This window comes from Leifsonia sp. Soil_N53 (genome assembly GCF_057655165.1).
This window is the reverse complement of sequence record NZ_JBDGMM010000053.1, coordinates 18,139-35,527: the sequence shown is the minus strand read 5'-3', so window position 1 is coordinate 35,527 and position 17,389 is coordinate 18,139. Positions and strand designations below refer to the sequence as shown.

Annotated in this window: 17 protein-coding genes; 8 read left to right on the top strand and 9 right to left on the bottom strand. The window is 70.0% G+C overall.

Annotated features, from left to right (window positions below):
• The 5 genes from AC3A3H_RS07475 to AC3A3H_RS07455 all read right to left on the bottom strand — a co-directional run.
• On the bottom strand, nucleotides 1-1,020 hold a 1,020-nt coding region (locus AC3A3H_RS07475), incomplete at its 3' end, for a mechanosensitive ion channel family protein (protein WP_487613922.1).
• 55 nt (nucleotides 1,021-1,075) lie between these two features.
• Complete coding sequence (locus tag AC3A3H_RS07470) at nucleotides 1,076-1,765, bottom strand: response regulator (RefSeq protein ID WP_487613921.1); 690 nt, start codon at nucleotides 1,763-1,765, stop codon at nucleotides 1,076-1,078.
• Nucleotides 1,762-3,093 (bottom strand): sensor histidine kinase, encoded by a 1,332-nt coding sequence (locus AC3A3H_RS07465; protein WP_487613920.1) that lies wholly within the window; start codon nucleotides 3,091-3,093, stop codon nucleotides 1,762-1,764. Before AC3A3H_RS07465 ends, AC3A3H_RS07470 begins: the two co-directional genes overlap by 4 nt.
• Entirely contained in the window at nucleotides 3,090-3,935 is an 846-nt protein-coding gene (locus AC3A3H_RS07460) for an ABC transporter permease (protein WP_487613919.1), read from the bottom strand. Before AC3A3H_RS07460 ends, AC3A3H_RS07465 begins: the two co-directional genes overlap by 4 nt.
• A complete protein-coding gene (locus AC3A3H_RS07455; RefSeq protein ID WP_487613918.1) occupies nucleotides 3,932-4,843 on the bottom strand; it encodes an ABC transporter ATP-binding protein in 912 nt (303 codons plus the stop codon). The genes AC3A3H_RS07460 and AC3A3H_RS07455 overlap by 4 nt, the downstream gene beginning before the upstream one ends.
• A 188-nt stretch (nucleotides 4,844-5,031) precedes the next feature.
• On the opposite strand from AC3A3H_RS07455, the gene AC3A3H_RS07450 reads away from it, so the two are divergent.
• Together AC3A3H_RS07450 and AC3A3H_RS07445 are read left to right on the top strand one after the other, a co-directional pair.
• Nucleotides 5,032-6,063 carry a hypothetical protein gene (locus tag AC3A3H_RS07450; RefSeq protein ID WP_487613917.1) on the top strand — a complete coding sequence of 344 codons (1,032 nt, stop codon included), beginning with the start codon at nucleotides 5,032-5,034 and terminating at the stop codon, nucleotides 6,061-6,063.
• Between the two features lie 29 nt (nucleotides 6,064-6,092).
• Nucleotides 6,093-6,470, top strand: coding sequence for a hypothetical protein (locus AC3A3H_RS07445; protein WP_487613916.1), 378 nt, complete (start codon nucleotides 6,093-6,095; stop codon nucleotides 6,468-6,470).
• Between the two features lie 59 nt (nucleotides 6,471-6,529).
• On the opposite strand, the gene pepN is transcribed toward AC3A3H_RS07445, so the two are convergent.
• On the bottom strand, nucleotides 6,530-9,076 hold the full coding sequence (gene pepN, locus AC3A3H_RS07440) for an aminopeptidase N (protein WP_487613915.1): 2,547 nt from the start codon (nucleotides 9,074-9,076) through the stop codon (nucleotides 6,530-6,532).
• A gap of 133 nt (nucleotides 9,077-9,209) precedes the next feature.
• On the opposite strand from pepN, the gene AC3A3H_RS07435 reads away from it, so the two are divergent.
• The 4 genes from AC3A3H_RS07435 to AC3A3H_RS07420 are packed head-to-tail and all read left to right on the top strand — an operon-like array spanning nucleotide 9,210 to nucleotide 12,781.
• Nucleotides 9,210-9,698, top strand: coding sequence for a ribose-5-phosphate isomerase (locus AC3A3H_RS07435; RefSeq protein WP_487613914.1), 489 nt, complete (start codon nucleotides 9,210-9,212; stop codon nucleotides 9,696-9,698).
• Entirely contained in the window at nucleotides 9,698-10,672 is a 975-nt protein-coding gene (locus tag AC3A3H_RS07430) for an Fpg/Nei family DNA glycosylase (RefSeq protein WP_487613913.1), read from the top strand. Before AC3A3H_RS07435 ends, AC3A3H_RS07430 begins: the two co-directional genes overlap by 1 nt.
• A 28-nt stretch (nucleotides 10,673-10,700) precedes the next feature.
• The gene (locus AC3A3H_RS07425) at nucleotides 10,701-11,339 is read left to right on the top strand and encodes an FMN-binding negative transcriptional regulator (RefSeq protein WP_487613912.1); all 639 of its coding nucleotides are present in this window, start codon (nucleotides 10,701-10,703) and stop codon (nucleotides 11,337-11,339) included.
• A complete protein-coding gene (locus tag AC3A3H_RS07420; protein WP_487613911.1) occupies nucleotides 11,336-12,781 on the top strand; it encodes an amidohydrolase in 1,446 nt (481 codons plus the stop codon). Before AC3A3H_RS07425 ends, AC3A3H_RS07420 begins: the two co-directional genes overlap by 4 nt.
• A gap of 73 nt (nucleotides 12,782-12,854) precedes the next feature.
• Here AC3A3H_RS07420 and AC3A3H_RS07415 read toward each other — a convergent pair whose 3' ends face one another.
• Entirely contained in the window at nucleotides 12,855-13,337 is a 483-nt protein-coding gene (locus AC3A3H_RS07415; RefSeq protein WP_487613910.1) for a Dps family protein, read from the bottom strand.
• A 190-nt stretch (nucleotides 13,338-13,527) separates the two neighbouring features.
• Between AC3A3H_RS07415 and AC3A3H_RS07410 the strand changes: the two genes are divergently transcribed.
• Both AC3A3H_RS07410 and AC3A3H_RS07405 read left to right on the top strand, forming a co-directional pair.
• The gene (locus AC3A3H_RS07410) at nucleotides 13,528-14,952 is read left to right on the top strand and encodes a sensor histidine kinase (RefSeq protein ID WP_487613909.1); all 1,425 of its coding nucleotides are present in this window, start codon (nucleotides 13,528-13,530) and stop codon (nucleotides 14,950-14,952) included.
• Nucleotides 14,953-14,974: 22 nt separating this feature from the next.
• Complete coding sequence (locus tag AC3A3H_RS07405; protein ID WP_487613908.1) at nucleotides 14,975-15,631, top strand: response regulator transcription factor; 657 nt, start codon at nucleotides 14,975-14,977, stop codon at nucleotides 15,629-15,631.
• A 6-nt stretch (nucleotides 15,632-15,637) separates the two neighbouring features.
• On the opposite strand, the gene AC3A3H_RS07400 is transcribed toward AC3A3H_RS07405, so the two are convergent.
• Together AC3A3H_RS07400 and AC3A3H_RS07395 are read right to left on the bottom strand one after the other, a co-directional pair.
• A complete protein-coding gene (locus AC3A3H_RS07400) occupies nucleotides 15,638-15,988 on the bottom strand; it encodes a DUF3761 domain-containing protein (RefSeq protein ID WP_487613923.1) in 351 nt (116 codons plus the stop codon).
• Between the two features lie 540 nt (nucleotides 15,989-16,528).
• Nucleotides 16,529-17,323, bottom strand: a complete 795-nt coding sequence (locus tag AC3A3H_RS07395) for a DUF5677 domain-containing protein (RefSeq protein WP_487613907.1) — start codon at nucleotides 17,321-17,323, stop codon at nucleotides 16,529-16,531.
• Nucleotides 17,324-17,389 lie beyond the last annotated feature (66 nt).

Below are 17,389 nucleotides of genomic sequence, written 5' to 3'. Positions count from 1 at the left end.
CGCGGTGCGCTTCGCCGCCGCCCGCGCCTTGCGCCCGGTCAGCGGCCGGTCGGGGACGACCGGCGTGGGCCGCGTGCGCGGCGGCTTCGCGCCGTTGACGCTGCCGGACCCGTCGAACCCGCTGAGGACCACGGCCGAGAGCGACGGCAGGGTGATACCGAGCTCGTCGGTGGCCTGTTTGAGCCGCAGGCGCAGCTCGCGCGACACGTCGTCCTTCGCCGTGGTGCGGGTCTTCAGCACGATCCGGATGACGATCGCCTCGGCCGAGATGGACTCCAGGCCCCACAGCTCGGGCTTGTCGAGGATGCGCGAGCGCCACTTGGGGCTCGTCGCGAGCGCGGTCGCGGCCTCCAGCATCTTCGCCTGCACGGCCTCGATGTCGGTGTCGTAGGGCACAGCGAGGTCCACGATCACGCGCGACCAGCCCTGCGACATGTTGCCGACGCGCAAGATCTCGCCGTTGCGGACGAACCAGAGCACACCGTTGACGTCGCGGACCTGGGTGATCCGGATGCCGACCGCCTCCACGACACCGGTCGCGGGGCCGAGGTCGACCACGTCGCCGACGCCGAGCTGGTCCTCCATCACCATGAAGAGGCCGTTGAGGACGTCCTTGACGATGTTCTGCGCGCCGAAGCCGAGGCCGGCGCCGATCGCGGCGGTGAGGAGGGCGAGCGAGCTGGCGGCGCCGGGGGCGACGACGCCGAAGATCATCACGATGGCGATGATCCCGATCGTCACGTTGACGATGTTGCTCAGCACGGAGCCGAGCGTCCTGGTGCGTTGCACGACGCGCACCGCCGCGAGCGGCGAGGCCACCAGGGCCTGCGTGTCGGTGACGCTCTGCCCCTTCTTGACGCCGCTGACGATCTGCTTGACGACGCGGCGGATGATCACGCGCAGCAGCCAGCTGATCAGGACGGCGCCGACGATGATGCAGAGAACGTTGAGCAGGGTCCATCCGGTGCTGACGGCCCAGTCGCCGAGTGAGGTCCAGAAGCTCGCTTTCAGAATGCTCATCGCACGGAATCCTATCGAGAGCTCCCTTGGCGTCGTCTGGATCCGGCGGCGCGGCTCAGCTCTCCACCAGCCCGTTCTCGTAGGCGAAGATGACCGCGTGCACCCGATCGCGCAGCTGCAGCTTGGCGAGCACACGGCCGACGTGGGTCTTGACGGTCGACTCGGTGAGGAAGAACTTGGCGCCGATCTCGCCGTTGGTCAGGCCGTCCGCCATCGCGAGCAGAATCTCCCGCTCGCGCGGAGTGAGCGCCGCGGCCGGGTCGGGAGTGGCAGCCCCGGAGGGGACGCTCGCGGGCAGCCGGTCGGCGAACAGCTCCAGCATGGAGCGGGTGACCCGGCCGGTGACGGCGGCGTCGCCCGCGGCCACGGAGCGGATCGCGGCCGTCAGCTCGGCCGGGCGCGCGTCCTTGAGCAGGAATCCGCTCGCGCCCGCGCGGAGGCCGCCGAAGGCGTACTCGTCGAGGTCGAAGGTGGTCAGGATGATGATGCGCGCGGCCGGGTTGGCCGTGACGATGCGGCGGGTGGCCTCGATGCCGTCGAGGTTGGGCATCCGGACGTCCATCAGGATCACGTCGGGCCGGGCCTCGACGGCGAGCCGGACGGCTTCGGCGCCGTCGGCGGCGTCGCCCACCACCTGGAGGTCGGGCTCCGCCTCCAGCACCATCCGGAAGCCCAGCCGCACGAGCGCCTGGTCGTCGACGAGCAGGACGCGGAGGGGCCGCTGCGGGAGGCCGGGGTCGGTCATTCGGTGCTCCTGGTCGGGTCTGGGCTCGTGGTCGGGTCTGGGCTCGTGGTCGGAGCGGGACTCGTGGTGGCATCAGGGACGGGTGACTCCACCCGCGCGAACTCCGCGACGAGCCGCCAGCCGCCGCCGCGCCGGGGCCCGGTCTCCAGCGTCCCGCCGTAGAGCGCGACACGTTCGCGCAGTCCGAGCAGTCCGCTGCCGGCGCCCTGGACGGAGCCGGTGTGGACCGCCGCGTCGTCCTCCACCGTGACCCGGATGACCCGCTCGCCGAAGTCGATCGTCACGGTGACCGTCGTGGCGAGCGCGGCGTGGCGGAGGGTGTTGGTGAGCGCCTCCTGGACCACGCGGAAGACCGTGAGCTGCTGCCCGACGTCCGCCGGGGGCGTGCCCGAGACGGTGATCCGCACCGGGAGGCCGGCCGCGCGGAAGCGCTCGACCAGCTCGCCGAGGTCGCCGAGCCCCGGCTGCGGGGCGTGGGCCGCGGCCTCCTCGTCGCCCGCGCGCAGCACGCCGAGCAGGCGGCGCATGTCGCCGAGGGCCCCGCGCCCGGTCTCGGCGACCAGCCGCATCGTCTCGGCGGAGCGTTGCGGCGCCGTCGTGACGAGTCCGGCCGAGCCGTCGGCGAGGGCGATCATGACCGTCAGGCTGTGCGAGACGATGTCGTGCATCTCCCGTGCGACCCGGCTGCGCTCGGCCGCTGTGGCCAGCTCCGCCTGCTGGTCGCGTTCGCGCGCGAGCTGCCTGGCGCGGTCGATGAGTGCGTTCAGGTAGCGCCGCCGGTTGCCGACATTGCTGCCGATCAGCACAGCCACGATGCAGAAGGCGAGGGCGGCGAACCCCGACGGCACGGCCTCGGTCGACAGCGGCGCGAAGTCGGGCGCCTCCGAGACGATGGTGGCGATCGCGAGCGTGCTGATAGTGACCACGGCCGTGATGGCGTAGCCGATCCAGGCCGACCGCACCGAGCGGTAGACCGCGAGCGCGTAGAGCGCGAACACCGCGGGGACGAAGTCGAGGTTGCGGCCGAGGAAGACGCTGATCACGAGGACGGCGATCGCGATCGCGAACACCGCCCGCGGGTGCAGCCGCCGCGCGAACAGCGCGGCCCCCGCGATCGCAGCGAGCACCAGTTGGAGGCCGGCCGCCCAGCTCGGGGTCCTGACCATGTGGAACACGCCCTCGGCGAGCGTCGGCCCCAGGTAGACGCCCGCGACGATGGCGTCGACGACGAGCGGATGCGCGCCGAAGTAGCGCCGCACCGCCCCGGGCGGCCTCGGGAGTTCGAGGTCGGCCGGGGCGGTGTCGGCTGCGGTCGTCGTCGCGGTCACGCGTCCCGTCGCTGCACCAGGATCGCGCCCACGACGAACGACACGGCGCTCCAGATCACCACCGTGAGGATGTTCTGCCACGGCTCGAGGGTGCCGTTCGGCAGGCCCGCCATCCCGGCCCCCGCGTCGCTGAGCAGGTAGTGCGACCAGTCGGCGATCCAGGTCTGCTTGGGCAGCAGCGCCTGCAGGAGGCCCGAGATGATCGGCAGCAGGAAGAGGACGCCGAGCGCCGTCGCGATCCCGCCGGCGCTGGCCTTGAGGATGGCTCCGACGCCGAGCGCGAAGACGGCGACGAGTCCGAGGTACGTGGCGGCGCCGAGGATGGACCACATCGTGGTGTCCGAGAACAGCTCACCCTTGTAGCCCTTGGCCGTCAGCAGCGGGACCGCGATCGACCACGAGGCAGCGAAGCTCACGAGGCCGACCAGGAAGGAGACCACGAAGAGCATGATCGCCTTCGCGGCGAGCACCGGGAACCGGTGGGGCACGGCGGCGAACGACGAGCGGATCATCCCGGTGGAGAACTCGCCGCTGATGGTGAGCACGCCCAGCACCGCGACGACGAGCGGCGCGAAGGTCAGCCCGGCGGTCGCCGCGCGGGTCGTGAAGTCGGCGAGCTGCTGCGCCGGAGCCCGGGCGCCGAGCGTCGAGGCGTCCGGCACGACGGCCGACAGCAGCGCGGAGAGACCGGCGATCAGCACCAGGACGCTGACCAGCGTCCAGAACGTCGACCGCAGGGAGCGCAGCTTGATCCACTCCGAGCGGAGCACCCGGACGAAGCTGAGCCGGCCGACCTCCCCGTGGGCGTTCGTGGTGGTCGGGGTGGCGGTTGCGGCGCTCATCGGGCGACCTCCGAGTGGTATTCGACCTCGTCCTGCGTGAGTTCGAGGTAGGCCTCCTCGAGGGAGGCGCTGAGCGGGGTGAGTTCGTGGAGGGCGATGCCCGCTGCGGCCGCGGCGTCGCCGATCTGCGCGGCGCTGAGGCCGGTGACCTCGATGAGCTGCGCCTCCACGCCGGTGATGGTGACGTCGCCGCCCTGGATGGCGTTGGCGAGCCGCTCCACCTCGGGCGTGCGGACGCGGACCGCGCTGCGGGCGGCCCCGGCGAGGATCTCCTCGACGGGGGCGTCGGCCAGGATGCGGCCGCGGCCGAGCACGATGATGTGGTCGGCGGTCTGCGCCATCTCGCTCATCAGGTGCGAGGAGAGGAAGACCGTGCGGCCTTGGCCGGCGAGGTGCCGGGCGAACTGGCGCACCCAGAGCACGCCCTCCGGGTCGAGGCCGTTGACCGGCTCGTCGAGGATGAGCGTCGCCGGGTCGCCGAGCATGGCGGCGGCGATCCCGAGCCGCTGGCCCATGCCGAGCGAGAACCCGCCGACGCGCTTGGTCGCGACGGACTCCAGGCCGGTGAGGCCGATGACCTCGTGCACGCGGCGCTTGGAGATGCCGTGGGTGGCCGCCATCGCCAGCAGGTGGTTGTAGGCGGTGCGGCCGGTGTGCACGGCCTTGGCGTCGAGCAGGGCGCCGACCTCGCCGAGCGGCGACCGCAAGTCGGCGTAGCGCTTGCCGTTGATGGTGGCGGAGCCGTGCGTCGGCCGGTCGAGACCCATGATCATGCGCATGGTGGTGGACTTGCCCGCGCCGTTCGGCCCGAGGAAGCCGGTGACCTTGCCCGGCTGGATGGTCGCCGTGATGTCGTCGACAGCGGTCTTGCTGCCGAACGTCTTGGTGAGGCGTTCGAGTTGGATCATGGCTCCGAGACTAGGGGGGCGGAGGGGGTGTCGTCATCGAACCTGGGTACGACCTGCGTGGCGGGCGGATCGGGCGGTGGCACGAGGGATGGCGTGTATGTGAGATGCATTGGGTGCAGTGGGTTGATTTATCCGATGGCTTGCATCTAGGTTGGCGGGCGACGACGTAGTCGACCGATTGGACCACGATGAAACAACGCACCACCTTCGTCATCGCCGCTGCCGCGACGGGAGCGCTGACCCTGGGCCTCTGCTCGCCCGCCCACGCCGAGGAGGACGTGAGCGACGTGATGGACGCGCTCGCTTCGGTGAGCGAGGGGGCCGGAACCTCACCGGCGGACACCACGGACGTTCTCGGTCGCGTCGCCGACGTCGAGACGAAGCAGAACGGCGAGTTCGCGATCGACGAGCGCGTCGGGGCGACCGATGTCGCGATTCCCGTCGATCCGCGTGACGAGCTCTCCCTCGCGGTCGAACACGTCGGCATCGAGATCTCGGTCGGCCTGCCGTTCGCCGACCAGGCGGAGAAGGCCACGGTGGAGGCGGACGGGATCGTCTCCTACGACAACCGCAACGGCACGACGACGGTCCCGGTCGTCAAGGACGACGGCAGCGTCCAGATCACCACGGTCATCGACAGCGCGTCCGCCCCGACGCGGTTCGACTACACGATCGCGCTTCCCGCCGGCGGATATCTGGAGCAGCTCGACGGCGGCATGATCGTCATCCGGGACGCCGACGGTGGCTTCCAGGGCGGCGTCCTTCCCGCGTGGGCGAAGGCCGCCGACGGCGCGGACGTACCGACGCACTTCGAGGTCGACGGTGGCGTTCTCACACAGGTGGTCGAACACGATGCGTCGGTGTCGTATCCGGTGGTGGCTGACCCCGAGGTGGGCGGGGGCTTGCTGGCGGGCTACTGGGTGAATCGCCACGGCCAGTACAAGGGCAAAGACGTCTGGTCGACACATCTCTCGGCATGGGGCGCCGCGCTCTATACGCAAGGCATCGTAGGGATCGAGATCGTCAAGAACCAGGGCTGGACGGAGTGGCGCAACTTCCCGCGGACACCGGTCACCGCGGCTATCGAGCAGCAGTACAAGTGCCACGCTCAGTACGGCTACGCCGTGTGGTTGTCCGGTCTGTGGTGGGACTTCGAGACGGTGCGTTCTTCCAACCCGAACTGGTTGTGGGACCCGCGCGGCTGCAATTGGGAGTACTAGTGGCCAGGCGTAGCTGGAAAGGCGCGACGGTGGCCGGGGGCCTGGGGATCGTGTGCGCCTTGGCGCTCGCCTCGTGCACGTTCTTAGACCCGCGCGCCACGATTGATCTGCAGAACGACTTGGCGTCGGACTCCTACCTGCTGCCTCCATCGGAGCGACCCATCGACGTGACCGACAAGGTATGCCCGAGCCGCTGGGGCTGCGAGAAGGCAGCCGAGTCGAAACGGGTTCGGATCATGAAGTTCAGCACCTACCCCAAGGCGCAGGTCGAGACCTACAAGCTGGCCAGGTCTGGATTCCGTTCCGACCGGCTCGTGATCGAGTTCCTCGATCCGTCAGTCACGGACGAGGAGTGGAGGCTCGTCACGTCCGGGGTCGACGGAACGTCGACGTTTTCACCCGACTGACGGCAACGAAACGGGGAGCCCGGCATCAGCCGAGCTCCCCGTCTCTACGTCAGCAGCCGCTACGCCTGCGCGTCCCGCGCCTGCGCCGCGAGCGCCCGCTCCACGCCGGCCAGGTTCTCCACCACGAGCCGGCGCAGTGCGGCCGGCTCCGGGTTCGCGTCGAGCCACGCCTGCGTCGCGTCCCGCAGCTCGGCGTTCGCGAGCGGCGCCGGGTACATGCCGGCGACCAGGTACTCCGCGATCTTGTACGTGCGCGACGCCCAGACGTCCTGCAGTGCCGCGAAGTACGGCGCGACGAACGACGCCAGCACCGCCTTGTCGGCCGCGCGCTGGAAGCCGAGGCCGGTGAACCGGACGATCGTGTTCGGCAGTGCGTCCGAGCCGAACACCGAGTCCCAGGCGGCCTGCTTGCCTGCGAGCGTCGGGATGGTGGCGCGCGCCTGGGCGGCGAACTGCGCGCCGTTCGCGGTGTTGTCCTCCGCGAGCGCGGCGTCCACCTCCGCGTCGCCCGCGGCGCCGCCGGCGACGAGCGCGATGAGGAGCTCCCAGGCCAGGTCGGTGTCCACCGTCAGCCCGGGGAGGCTCACGGTCCCGGAACGCAGAGCGGCGACGTTCGCGAGCTGCTCCGGGGTGGAGGCCAGCGCCGCGAAGAACTTGACGAACTGGAACTGGGCGTCGCTGCCGGCCTCGGCCTGCTGCGCGAGCTCCCAGAGCCCGGTCGCGGCGTCCTCAGCGGTCTGCTTCTGACGCTCGGGAGCGACGTAGCTGCCTGCGGCGAGCACCAGCTGGTTGAGCGTGGTGCGCAGCGTGGTCGACTCGGTCTCCGAGGCGATGTTGCCGAGCACGAGACGCACGTAGTCGCTCGCCGGGGTCTCGGCGTCGCGGGTGGCGTCCCAGACCGCGCCCCAGACCAGGGACCGCGCGAGCGGGCTCTCGATGGAGGACAGGTGCTCCAGGGCCACGCGGTGCGACTCCTCGTCCAGGCGGATCTTCGCGTAGGCGAGGTCGTCGTCGTTGAGCAGGATGAGCGCCGGGCGCTTCTGGCCGACCAGCTCGGCGACCTCGGTCCGCTCGCCGTCCACGTCGAGCTCGACGCGCGAGGTGCGGACCAGGCGGCCGTCGACCAGGTCGTAGAAACCGACCGCGAGGCGGTGCGGACGGATCGTCGGGTAGTCGGCCGCGGCCGTCTGCAGCACGGCGAACGCGGTGATCGTGCCGTCGGCATCCACCGACAGCTCCGGGCGGAGAGTGTTGACGCCCGCGGTCTCCAGCCACTTCTTGGACCACTCGGTCAGGTCGCGGCCGCTGGTGGCCTCCAGCTCGACCAGGAGGTCGGTGAGCTCGGTGTTGCCGTGCTGGTGCTTCTTGAAGTACTGCGCGACACCGGCGAGGAAGTCGTCCTGGCCGACCCACGCGACGAGCTGCTTGAGCACCGAGGCGCCCTTGGCGTAGGTGATGCCGTCGAAGTTGACCTGCACGTCCTCCAGGTCGTTGATCGTCGCGACGATCGGGTGGGTGGAGGGCAGCTGGTCCTGGCGGTACGCCCAGCTCTTCTCCATCGCGGCGAAGGTCGTCCAGGCCTCGGTCCACTCGGTCGCCTCGGCGGTCGCGAGCGTGGAGGCGTACTCGGCGAACGACTCGTTGAGCCAGAGGTCGTTCCACCACTTCATGGTGACCAGGTCGCCGAACCACATGTGCGCGAGCTCGTGCAGGATCGTGACGACCCGGCGCTCCTTGATCGCGTCGGTCACCTTGGAGCGGAAGACGTACGTCTCGGTGAAGGTAACCGCTCCGGCGTTCTCCATCGCCCCCGCGTTGAACTCGGGCACGAACAGCTGGTCGTACTTCTCGAACGGGTACGCGTAGTCGAACTTCTCCTCGTAGAACGCGAAGCCTTCGCGGGTCTTCTCGAAGATGTAGTCGGCGTCGAGGTACTCGGCCAGGCTCTTGCGCGCGTACACGCCGAGCGGGATGGTGCGGCCGTCGCGGCTGGTCAGCTCGCTGTGGACCGACTCGTACGGGCCCGCGATGAGCGCCGTGATGTAGGAGGAGATGACGGGCGTCGCGGCGAAGGACCAGGTCTTCGCGCCCTCCCCGGCGTCGACGGGCTCCGGGGTGGGGGAGTTGCTCACGACCGCCCAGTGCGCGGGAGCCGTGACGGTGAAGGTGAACTCGGCCTTGAGGTCGGGCTGCTCGAACACCGCGAACATGCGGCGGGAGTCCGGGACCTCGAACTGCGAGTAGAGGTACACCTCGCTGTCGACCGGGTCGACGAAACGGTGCAGGCCCTCACCGGTGTTGGTGTAGATCGCGTCGGCGTCGACCGTCAGCGTGTTCTCCGCCTGGAGGCCGTCGAGCTGGATGCGCACACCGTCCGCGACCGCCGCGGGGTCGAGCTCGACGCCGTTCAGCGTCACCGCGTGGACGGTGCGCGTGATCGCGTCGATGAACGTCGAGGCGCCCGGCGTCGCGGAGAAGCGCACCGTCGTGGTGCTGCGGAAGGTCTCCGGGCCGGTCGTCAGGTCGAGGGCGACGTCGTAGCTGTGGGTGCGGACGAGCGACGCGCGCTCCTGGGCTTCGATGCGGGTGAGGTTTTCTCCGGGCAACGCTGACTCCTTGGAAAAAGCGGGATGGGTGTGGATCGTGTCCACCGCATCCACCTTAGTGACGTCGTGACGCGGATGCGGAGGGCGGGAGGCGCAGCCCGGGGGCGTCGGCAGCCTTCCCTAGACTGTCAGCATGCGCATCCACATCGCCACCGATCACGCCGGTCTCGAGTTCAGCACGCACCTCCAGCAGCACCTCACCGAGGCCGGTCACGAGGTCGTCGACCACGGCCCGACCGCGTACGACCCGATCGACGACTACCCGGCGTTCTGCATCAACGCGGCCAAGGCCGTTGTGCGCGACCAGCAGGCGGGAGTGCAGGCGCTCGGCGTGGTGTTCGGCGGCTCGGGCAACGGCGAGCAGATCGCGGCGAACAAGGTGCTCGGCGTGCGCGCCGCGCTGGTCTGGAACGAGAGCACCGCGCAGCTCGCCCGGCAGCACAACGACGCCAACGTCATCTCGATCGGCGCGCGCCAGCACACCGTCGAGGAGGCCACCCGCTTCATCGACGTGTTCATCGCGGAGCCCTTCTCGCTGGAGGAGCGGCACGTCCGCCGCATCGCTCAGCTCGCCGAGTACGAGGCGACCGGCGACATCGCGGGCAAGAACGTGGACCGCTGATGCCCGAGGGCCACTCCGTCCACCGGATCGCGAAGCAGTTCGCAGTCAACTTCGTGGGGCACCGGGTCGCGGTGTCGTCGCCGCAGGGCCGGTTCGCCGACGACGCGAAGCGCATCGACGGCCACACGCTGATCGCGGCGAAGGCCGTCGGCAAGCAGATGTTCCTGGAGTTCGACAACGAGCTGTGGCTGCGCGTCCACCTCGGCATCTATGGCGCCTGGGACTTCGCGGGTGACATCAGCATCGACCCGACCATCGCGAGCGCGAACGGGCGGATGGGCCAAACGAATCAAACCGGGACAGTCCTGGACGAGGCCGGGGAAAACTCCCTGCACTCGATCGGGGCGCCCCGGCGTACCCGGTTGCGCATGTCGGAGTCCGAGAAGGTGGAGGCCGACATCGATGTCTTCCCGCCCGAGCCGATCGGCCAGGTGCGGGTGCGGCTGCTGACGGACACGGCCGTGGCCGACCTGCGCGGCCCGACGGCGTGCGAGGTGCTGGACCCGGCCGAGGTGGACGCCGTGATCGCCAAGCTCGGTCCCGACCCGCAGGTCGATGACGGCCCCGAGGCCGAGGAGGCCTTCGTCGCGAAGGTCCGTAAGAAGCAGACCGTCATCGCCCTGCTGCTGATGGACCAGAGCGTCGTCAGCGGCATCGGCAACGTCTACCGCGCTGAGCTGCTGTTCCGGGCGCGGCAGAACCCGCACACTCCGGGCAAGCTCGTGCCGGAGGAGACCGTCCGGGAGCTCTGGCGCGACTGGGTGCACCTGCTGAGGATCGGCGTCGAGACCGGCCAGATGATGACGATGGACGACCTCGACGAGGAGTCGTACCGCAAGGCGATGGCCAAGCGGGAGGACCGGCACTGGGTCTACAAGCGCGAGGGCCTGCCGTGCCGGGTCTGCGGCACGCACATCCTGATGGAGGAGCTGGGCGGCCGCAAGCTGTACTGGTGCCCCAAGGATCAGGCGTAACGAGAACCACCGTAAGTAAGGAACCCACGTGCGACAGAACCCCAGCTTCACCCTCACCGACCGGGCGGAGATCGAGCGGATCATCCGCGAGAACCCGTGGGCCACGTTCGTGAGCAACGCGTCCACGGGGCTGGTCGCGTCGCACTACCCGGTCATCCTCGACGACACCCGCGAGGAGCTGAGCATCGTCAGCCACGTCGGCCGCCCCGACGAGCAGCTGCACGAGCTGGGGGAGCACGAGCTGCTGGTCATCCTCCAGGGCCCGCACGGCTACATCTCGTCGTCCTGGTACGACGCCGACCCGGCCGTGCCGACCTGGAACTTCGTCGCCGTGCACCTCTCCGGCGTGCCCGAGCTGCTGAGCCCGGAGGAGAACCTCCAGGTGCTCGAGAAGCTGGTCGACCACTTCGAGCGCGAGCTCCCGGAGCCTCGGCAGATGCGCGGCACGCTCGAGGACGAGCGCTACGCCGAACGCATCTCGTCCGGCACCGTGGGGCTGCGGCTGACGCCGACGAAGATCGTGGCCAAGCAGAAGATGAGCCAGAACCGGCCCGACCACATCGTGGACTCGATCATGGCCGAGCTCGGCGGTGACTCGCCGTACGCGAGCCCGGAGCTGCTGCGCGAGATGCGGATCGTGCACGACCGCCGCCGCGCCGCGCGATGACGCTCGTCCTGACGGGGGCGCGGCTGCCCGGGTCGGGCGAGCTGGTGGACGTGACGATCGGCGACGGTTCGATCCTCGGGTTCGCGCCATCCGGAGCGGCCGCCGCACCCGAAGCCGAGCGCGTCGGCCTCGACGGTCGCTGGCTCATCCCGGGGCTCTGGGACCAGCACGTGCACTTCACGCAGTGGGCGCAGACCGCGCGGCGGCTGGACGTGTCGCGCGCCGGGACGGCGGTGGACGCGGCGGCGCTGGTGCGTGCCCGCGCCCAGGCCGACGCCGGTTCGGACGTGCTCGTCGGCTTCGGCTTCCACGACGCGCTGTGGCCCGACCTCCCGACCCGCGAGCTGCTCGACGCCGCGGCGGGGGACCGGCCGGTGGTCCTGATCGCGGGCGACCTGCACTGCTCCTGGTTGAACACGGCCGCGTTCGAACGTTTCGCTCCCGGAGCGGAGGGCGCGCTGCTGCGGGAGGACGAGAGCTTCGCCCTGACCAGCCGGCTGACGCCCTCCGACACGGAGACGCTCGACCGCTGGGCGGCGGAGGCCGCCCGGCACGCGGCCGAGCGCGGCGTGGTCGGGATCGTCGATCTGGAGTACGGCTGGAACCTCGACGTCTGGACCCGGCGGATCGCCGCGGGCGCGCGATCGCTGCGCGTCGAGTTCGGGGTCTACCGCGATCGGATCGCCGACGCGGTCGCCCTGGGCCTCCGCACCGGCGTCGCGGTGGAGGGCACGGACGGCCTGCTCACGATGGGCCCGTTCAAGGTGATCTCCGACGGCTCGCTGAACACCCGCACCGCGCTGTGCCTGCACCCGTACCCGGAGGGCGGCCACGGCGTCGCCAACCTGACGCCCGCCGAACTCCGGGACGATCTCCGGTTCGCGGTCGCGAACGGCATCGAGCCCGCGGTGCACGCGATCGGCGACGAGGCGAACCGGCTCGCGCTCGACGCGTTCGAAGCGGTCGGCGCGCAGGGCCGCATCGAGCACGCGCAGCTCATCGACCCCGCCGACCTCCCGCGGTTCGCGGCGCTCGGCGTGGTGGCGAGCGTCCAGCCGGAGCACGCGATGGACGACCGCGACGTCGCCGACCGGCTGTGGGCCGGGCGCACCGGCGACGCGTTCCCGTTCGCCGCGCTGCTCGCCAGCGGCGCCCGGCTGGCGTTCGGCTCGGACGCCCCGGTGGCGCCGCTCGACCCGTGGGCGGCGATCGCGTCGGCCGTCGGGCGCACCCGTGACGGCCGCGAGCCGTGGCATCCCGAGCAGCGCATCCCGGTGGAGGCCGCCCTGGTCGCGTCGACGCGGTCGCGGGTGGCCGTGGGCGAGGCCGCCGATCTCGCCGTGGTGGAGAGCGACCCGCTCACCGCGTCCCCCGACGAGCTGCGCGGGATGCGCGTCGCGGCCACCCTCCTCGCCGGCCAGTTCACCCACCGCGCGCTTTAACCAACACGAGGGGCACGTCGTTGTCACTTCGGAGACCCGAAAGCGACAACGACGTGCCCCTCGGCACTGGGTCTTACTCGCTGATGTGCGCGAAGAGGAACCAGCGGTCCTTGTCGAGGCCGCGGGCGATCTCGATCGCGACGTCCTGGCTGGTCTGGTCCAGCTCGTCGAGCTCCGCGACGGCGGTGTTCACGCTGGCGAGCGCGGCGTCGATCTGCGCGATGACCTCCGCGATGGTCTCGTTCGACGGCCGGAAGCCCGCGGTCAGCTCGCCGGTCGTGGTCTTCGCCGCGACGGTTCCGAGGCGCGCGTCGACGGGGAGACCGAGGGCGACGATCCGCTCGGCGGCAAGGTCGGCCCAGTCCTGGGCGTGGCCGACGATGGTGTCCAGGAGCTCGTGCACGCCGATGAAGTTGGCGCCGCGCACGTGCCAGTGCGCCTGCTTGCCGTTGACGACGAGGGCGGTGAGGTCGATGACCACGGGGGTCAGGAACTGGGCGACCCCGGCGGCGACATCCGGGTTCGAGATGCTCTGGGTTGCTGCGATGTCCGTCATGGTGGATCCCTTTCTTCTGGCTGTGGACAACGCTACTCAGCGCCGGGAATTCCGCAACGAAGCGCAGGCTGTCCTCAGCAAGGCCAGGCTGCCCTCACCCCGCCGGCCGGGACGGTGGCGGGTTAACCCCCGCACCGTTCCGGAGGGTCGCGGGATGGGAGCGACGGCGGCGCTTCGGGAGGCTGGTGGCATGAACGAACAGAGCACCGTCCCGCTGCCCGCGGTCACTGTCCCCGGTGCAGCCGCCTCGTCTGCCAGTCTGGACGCTGTGACCGCATCCTCCGTCGCCCCGCGCGCCACCGACCGCAACAGTTACGGGTCGCTGTGGCGCGGGGTGCCGCGTGAGCTCGGCTTCCTGCTGCTCACCATGCCGATCGCGATCATCGCGCTGTCGGTGCTGGCGTCGCTGTTCTGGACCGGCCTCGGCACCATCGTGATCTACGTCGGCTTCTTCATCGTGGTCGCCACCTTCTATACCGCCCGCGCGTTCGGCGTCGTGGAGCTTACCCGGCTGGACTGGGCGGGCCGCCCGGCCATCCCGCGCCCGGTGTGGGAGCCGGCCGACAGGCCGCGCACGTTCTGGCGCATCATCTTCGGCCCGTGGGCGAACGGCCACTACTGGCTGTACCTGCTGCACGGGATGATCATCAACCCGATCATCAGCGTGGTCAGCTGGAGCATCACCATCGCCTGGACCTCCGTCGCGCTGGGCGGCCTGACCGGCTGGCTCTGGCTCGGCTTCATCCCGAACGGCGACCGCGACTTCTTCCTGTCCCGGGTGGTGGTGGACTCGGTCTTCGGCATCCACTCGACGTTCGACCCGGTCGCCGGGGACCGCATCCTGTACCTGGTGGCCGGAATCGTGTTCGCCGCGACGCTGCCCTTCGTCACCCGCGGACTCACCCTGCTGCACCACGCCGTGGCCCGCGGCCTGCTCGGCGCCTGGCCGTCGGAGGCCCTGCAGCGGGAGGTCGCCGACCTGTCCGCGCAGCGCGGCGCGGCCGTGGCAGCCGAGGACCAGTCGCTGCGCCGCCTGGAGCGCGACCTCCACGACGGCCCCCAGCAGCGGCTCATCCGGCTGCAGATGGACATCGCCGCAGCCGAGCGCAAGCTGTCCGACGACCCGGCGGCTGCCGCGCAGCTCCTGGCCGAGGCTCGGAAGCAGGCCGGCGACACGCTGGAGGAGCTGCGCGCGCTGTCCCGCGGATTCGCCCCGCCCATCCTGCAGGACCGCGGCCTGGGCGCCGCGGTGGACTCGCTCGCCGCCCGCAGCACTGTGCCGGTGACGGTGGAGTCGTCGCTGCAGCCGGGGGAGCGGTTCAGCCCCGAGGTCGAGCGCAACGCCTACTACGTGCTGGCTGAGCTGTCGGCCAACCTCGCGAAGCACTCCGGCGCGACGGCCGGCCGCCTGGTGCTGGAGCGCACGTCCGACACGGCGGGCAACCCGTGGCTGGCGGTCTGGCTGACCGACAACGGCCACGGCGGAGCGGCGACCGTGCCGGGCCACGGGCTGAGCGGCCTGGCCGAGCGGGTGCACGGCCTCCGCGGCGAGCTCGTGGTCGATAGCCCGGCCGGCGGCCCGACGGTGATCGGCGCGCGGCTGCCGCTGACGTAGCCTGCCGCCCTAGGGTAGAGGGGTGTCCGATCCCGGCCCCCTCCGCCTCGTCGTTGCCGACGACTCCGTCCTCCTCCGCGAGGGCCTGGTGCGCCTCTTCGACGAGGCCGGCTTCGAGACCGTCGGCGCGTTCGGCGACGCGACGTCGCTGCTCGCCGCCCTCCCGACGCTGGAGCCCGATGTGGCGGTGCTGGACGTCCGGATGCCGCCGACCTTCCGCGACGAGGGCGTCCACGCCGCGCTGGAGCTGCGCGCGACGTTCCCGTCGGTGGGTGTGCTGCTGCTCAGCCAATACGTGGAGGGCACCTACGCCCAAGAGCTCCTGGCGAGCGGCCGCGGCGGCACCGGCTACCTCCTGAAGGACCGCATCGCCTCCCTGGACGAGCTGCGCGACGCCGTCACCCGCATCGCCGCAGGCGGCACCGTCCTCGACCCGGAGGTGGTGCGCGAGCTGCTGGTGCGGAGGACGGACCCGCTGCAGTCGCTGACCCCGCGCGAGCGCGACGTCCTGACGCTGATGGCGGAGGGCCGCACGAACGCGGCGATCGGCGCGCGTCTGGTCATCGGGGTGGGCGCGGTGGAGAAGAACGTGACGTCGATCTTCCAGAAGCTAGGGCTGGAGGACTCGGGGGACGACCACCGGCGGGTGCTGGCGGTGCTGGCGTATCTGCAGCGGTGAGTGGCCTCACTTGTACCAGACGGCGACTCCGCCGTGGTGCGAGCAGGTGCCCTGATGGTGCGCCGAGTAGGACAGCGTGCCGTCGTTGCAGAGTGCTGTCGCGCCACCCGCGGCCGGGTCCGGTTGCGCAGGCGCGGGGGCGGGGGCGGGGGCCGGTGCTGGTGGCGGAGGAGGAGGTGGACTGAGGACGAGTTGCACGGTGGAACCTGCCGGGAGCGAGGTTCCCGCCGGCGGTCGTTCATCGGTCACCGACCATCCGGCGACATTCGGAACGGCGTTGCCCGTGGCGTCCAGATACGCGACCACAAGGCCCTGCCGGGAGAGCTCCGTGCCGGCCTGTTCGGGAGTCTGCCCCATGTGGTTCGTCTGGACGGTCGCCGGCGGCTGGGAAGGAACGGGGTCGGCGGTCGGGGTCCCGCTGTCGTCGACCGAACCCGAGTCGGTGCCGATCGACGTCTGATCGGCGGGTGCGTCGTACGCAGTGCTCGAACACGCGGTTAGACCGCCGATCGCCAGCAGGAGAACGATGACTCCAGCCGTCAGGCTGTTCCTGGTCGATTTTCCGTGAATGATCGCGAACCCCCTCGACACCCGAAGATAGAGCGCCGAAGGTGAAGATGCCTCGCCCAATGAGGGGGACACACGATGAGTGGCCGGAAACGGAGAGGATGACGGGAATCGAACCCGCGCAATCAGTTTGGAAGACCCTCTTGAGATGCGTAACCAGCGTCGACCGAGCTGTGCCATCGCGCATCAGACTGATCCGTCTCGCCCGGAGTTTTCATCGCGGGGGTCGCGGGTTCAAGCCCCGTTACTCAGAGCGCTTCGGTTCGATCCGGCGCCCGTCGGCCGAGCGCAGTGACGGGGCTATTCCGCCACGTAGAGAGGACTGCACGATCAGTTAGCCGAAGAGAGCGGATCCTGGCCGGCCCAGGCGATGTCGCGCACGAACCCAAATCGGTCGGCCACTGCCCCCAATTGCGTGGCGTGTGGAAATCCACCAGTGATGTTGTCGTAAGCGGTTTGGGCCAGTACGAACATGCAGACCTGAAATGCGAGTGCCGTCCTAATGAGTGGATACGGAGCCGGGGTGACGAATCGGTAGTCCTTGGTGTCGTCCCCCGTTTCCGCAACTTGCTTCAGATACTCGTCCATCAATGACATATCGGCGTGGGAGACCTGCGAGAAGATCCGATAGTAGACGTATAGGCTCTCGCCGCCGCGGAGTTCCTTGCATCGCTTCTCGAAGTACTGTCCGGCACCCGACTTGTATCCGCCAAACCTCTCCAACATGTCCGCGAGTTCTGACGTGCGCGCCGGGTTTGCGAATAGCGAGTCTTGGAGCAACGCCGCGTCGTAGGCGTTCTTCTGCTGGCGCGCGCTCTCGTAAATGGCCGCGAATGTTGCGTCCGGGGCTATCGAGATCCAAGCTGCCGTGACCGCGCATTCGAGCGTTTGTCGAATCAGGGGCATGGCAGTTATGTAATGACCCTCGGAGACGAGAAGTAGGACCGCTTCGGTGAGCCGGGAGCAGTGTTCGACAAGAGTTCGTATCTGAAGGCCGCCAACGAGACTTCCGTCGATCACCCGGAAGCGTGCCTCCTGTCCATACGCCCTCCATAGGTCGAGCAGTTCGTCTAGCACACGCGCCGATTCTTCAGCATCCGGAACGTCGGTATCGGACTCGCTCATGCCTCATTATCAGTTAGCGCGAGCTGCGACGGTGTCTGGAAGATGGCGGATCAGTCGACCGCAACG

What these genes read in the sequence shown, in the direction of transcription:
- AC3A3H_RS07395 (WP_487613907.1), bottom strand. Translation starts at nt 17,323, where the DNA reads ATGAGCGAGTCCGATACCGACGTTCCGGATGCTGAAGAATCGGCGCGT.
- AC3A3H_RS07415 (WP_487613910.1), bottom strand. Translation starts at nt 13,337, where the DNA reads ATGACGGACATCGCAGCAACCCAGAGCATCTCGAACCCGGATGTCGCC.
- AC3A3H_RS07460 (WP_487613919.1), bottom strand. Translation starts at nt 3,935, where the DNA reads ATGAGCGCCGCAACCGCCACCCCGACCACCACGAACGCCCACGGGGAG.
- AC3A3H_RS07455 (WP_487613918.1), bottom strand. Translation starts at nt 4,843, where the DNA reads ATGATCCAACTCGAACGCCTCACCAAGACGTTCGGCAGCAAGACCGCT.
- AC3A3H_RS07470 (WP_487613921.1), bottom strand. Translation starts at nt 1,765, where the DNA reads ATGACCGACCCCGGCCTCCCGCAGCGGCCCCTCCGCGTCCTGCTCGTC.
- AC3A3H_RS07435 (WP_487613914.1), top strand. Translation starts at nt 9,210, where the DNA reads ATGCGCATCCACATCGCCACCGATCACGCCGGTCTCGAGTTCAGCACG.
- AC3A3H_RS07400 (WP_487613923.1), bottom strand. Translation starts at nt 15,988, where the DNA reads ATGGGGCAGACTCCCGAACAGGCCGGCACGGAGCTCTCCCGGCAGGGC.
- AC3A3H_RS07420 (WP_487613911.1), top strand. Translation starts at nt 11,336, where the DNA reads ATGACGCTCGTCCTGACGGGGGCGCGGCTGCCCGGGTCGGGCGAGCTG.
- AC3A3H_RS07430 (WP_487613913.1), top strand. Translation starts at nt 9,698, where the DNA reads ATGCCCGAGGGCCACTCCGTCCACCGGATCGCGAAGCAGTTCGCAGTC.
- AC3A3H_RS07450 (WP_487613917.1), top strand. Translation starts at nt 5,032, where the DNA reads ATGAAACAACGCACCACCTTCGTCATCGCCGCTGCCGCGACGGGAGCG.
- AC3A3H_RS07410 (WP_487613909.1), top strand. Translation starts at nt 13,528, where the DNA reads ATGAACGAACAGAGCACCGTCCCGCTGCCCGCGGTCACTGTCCCCGGT.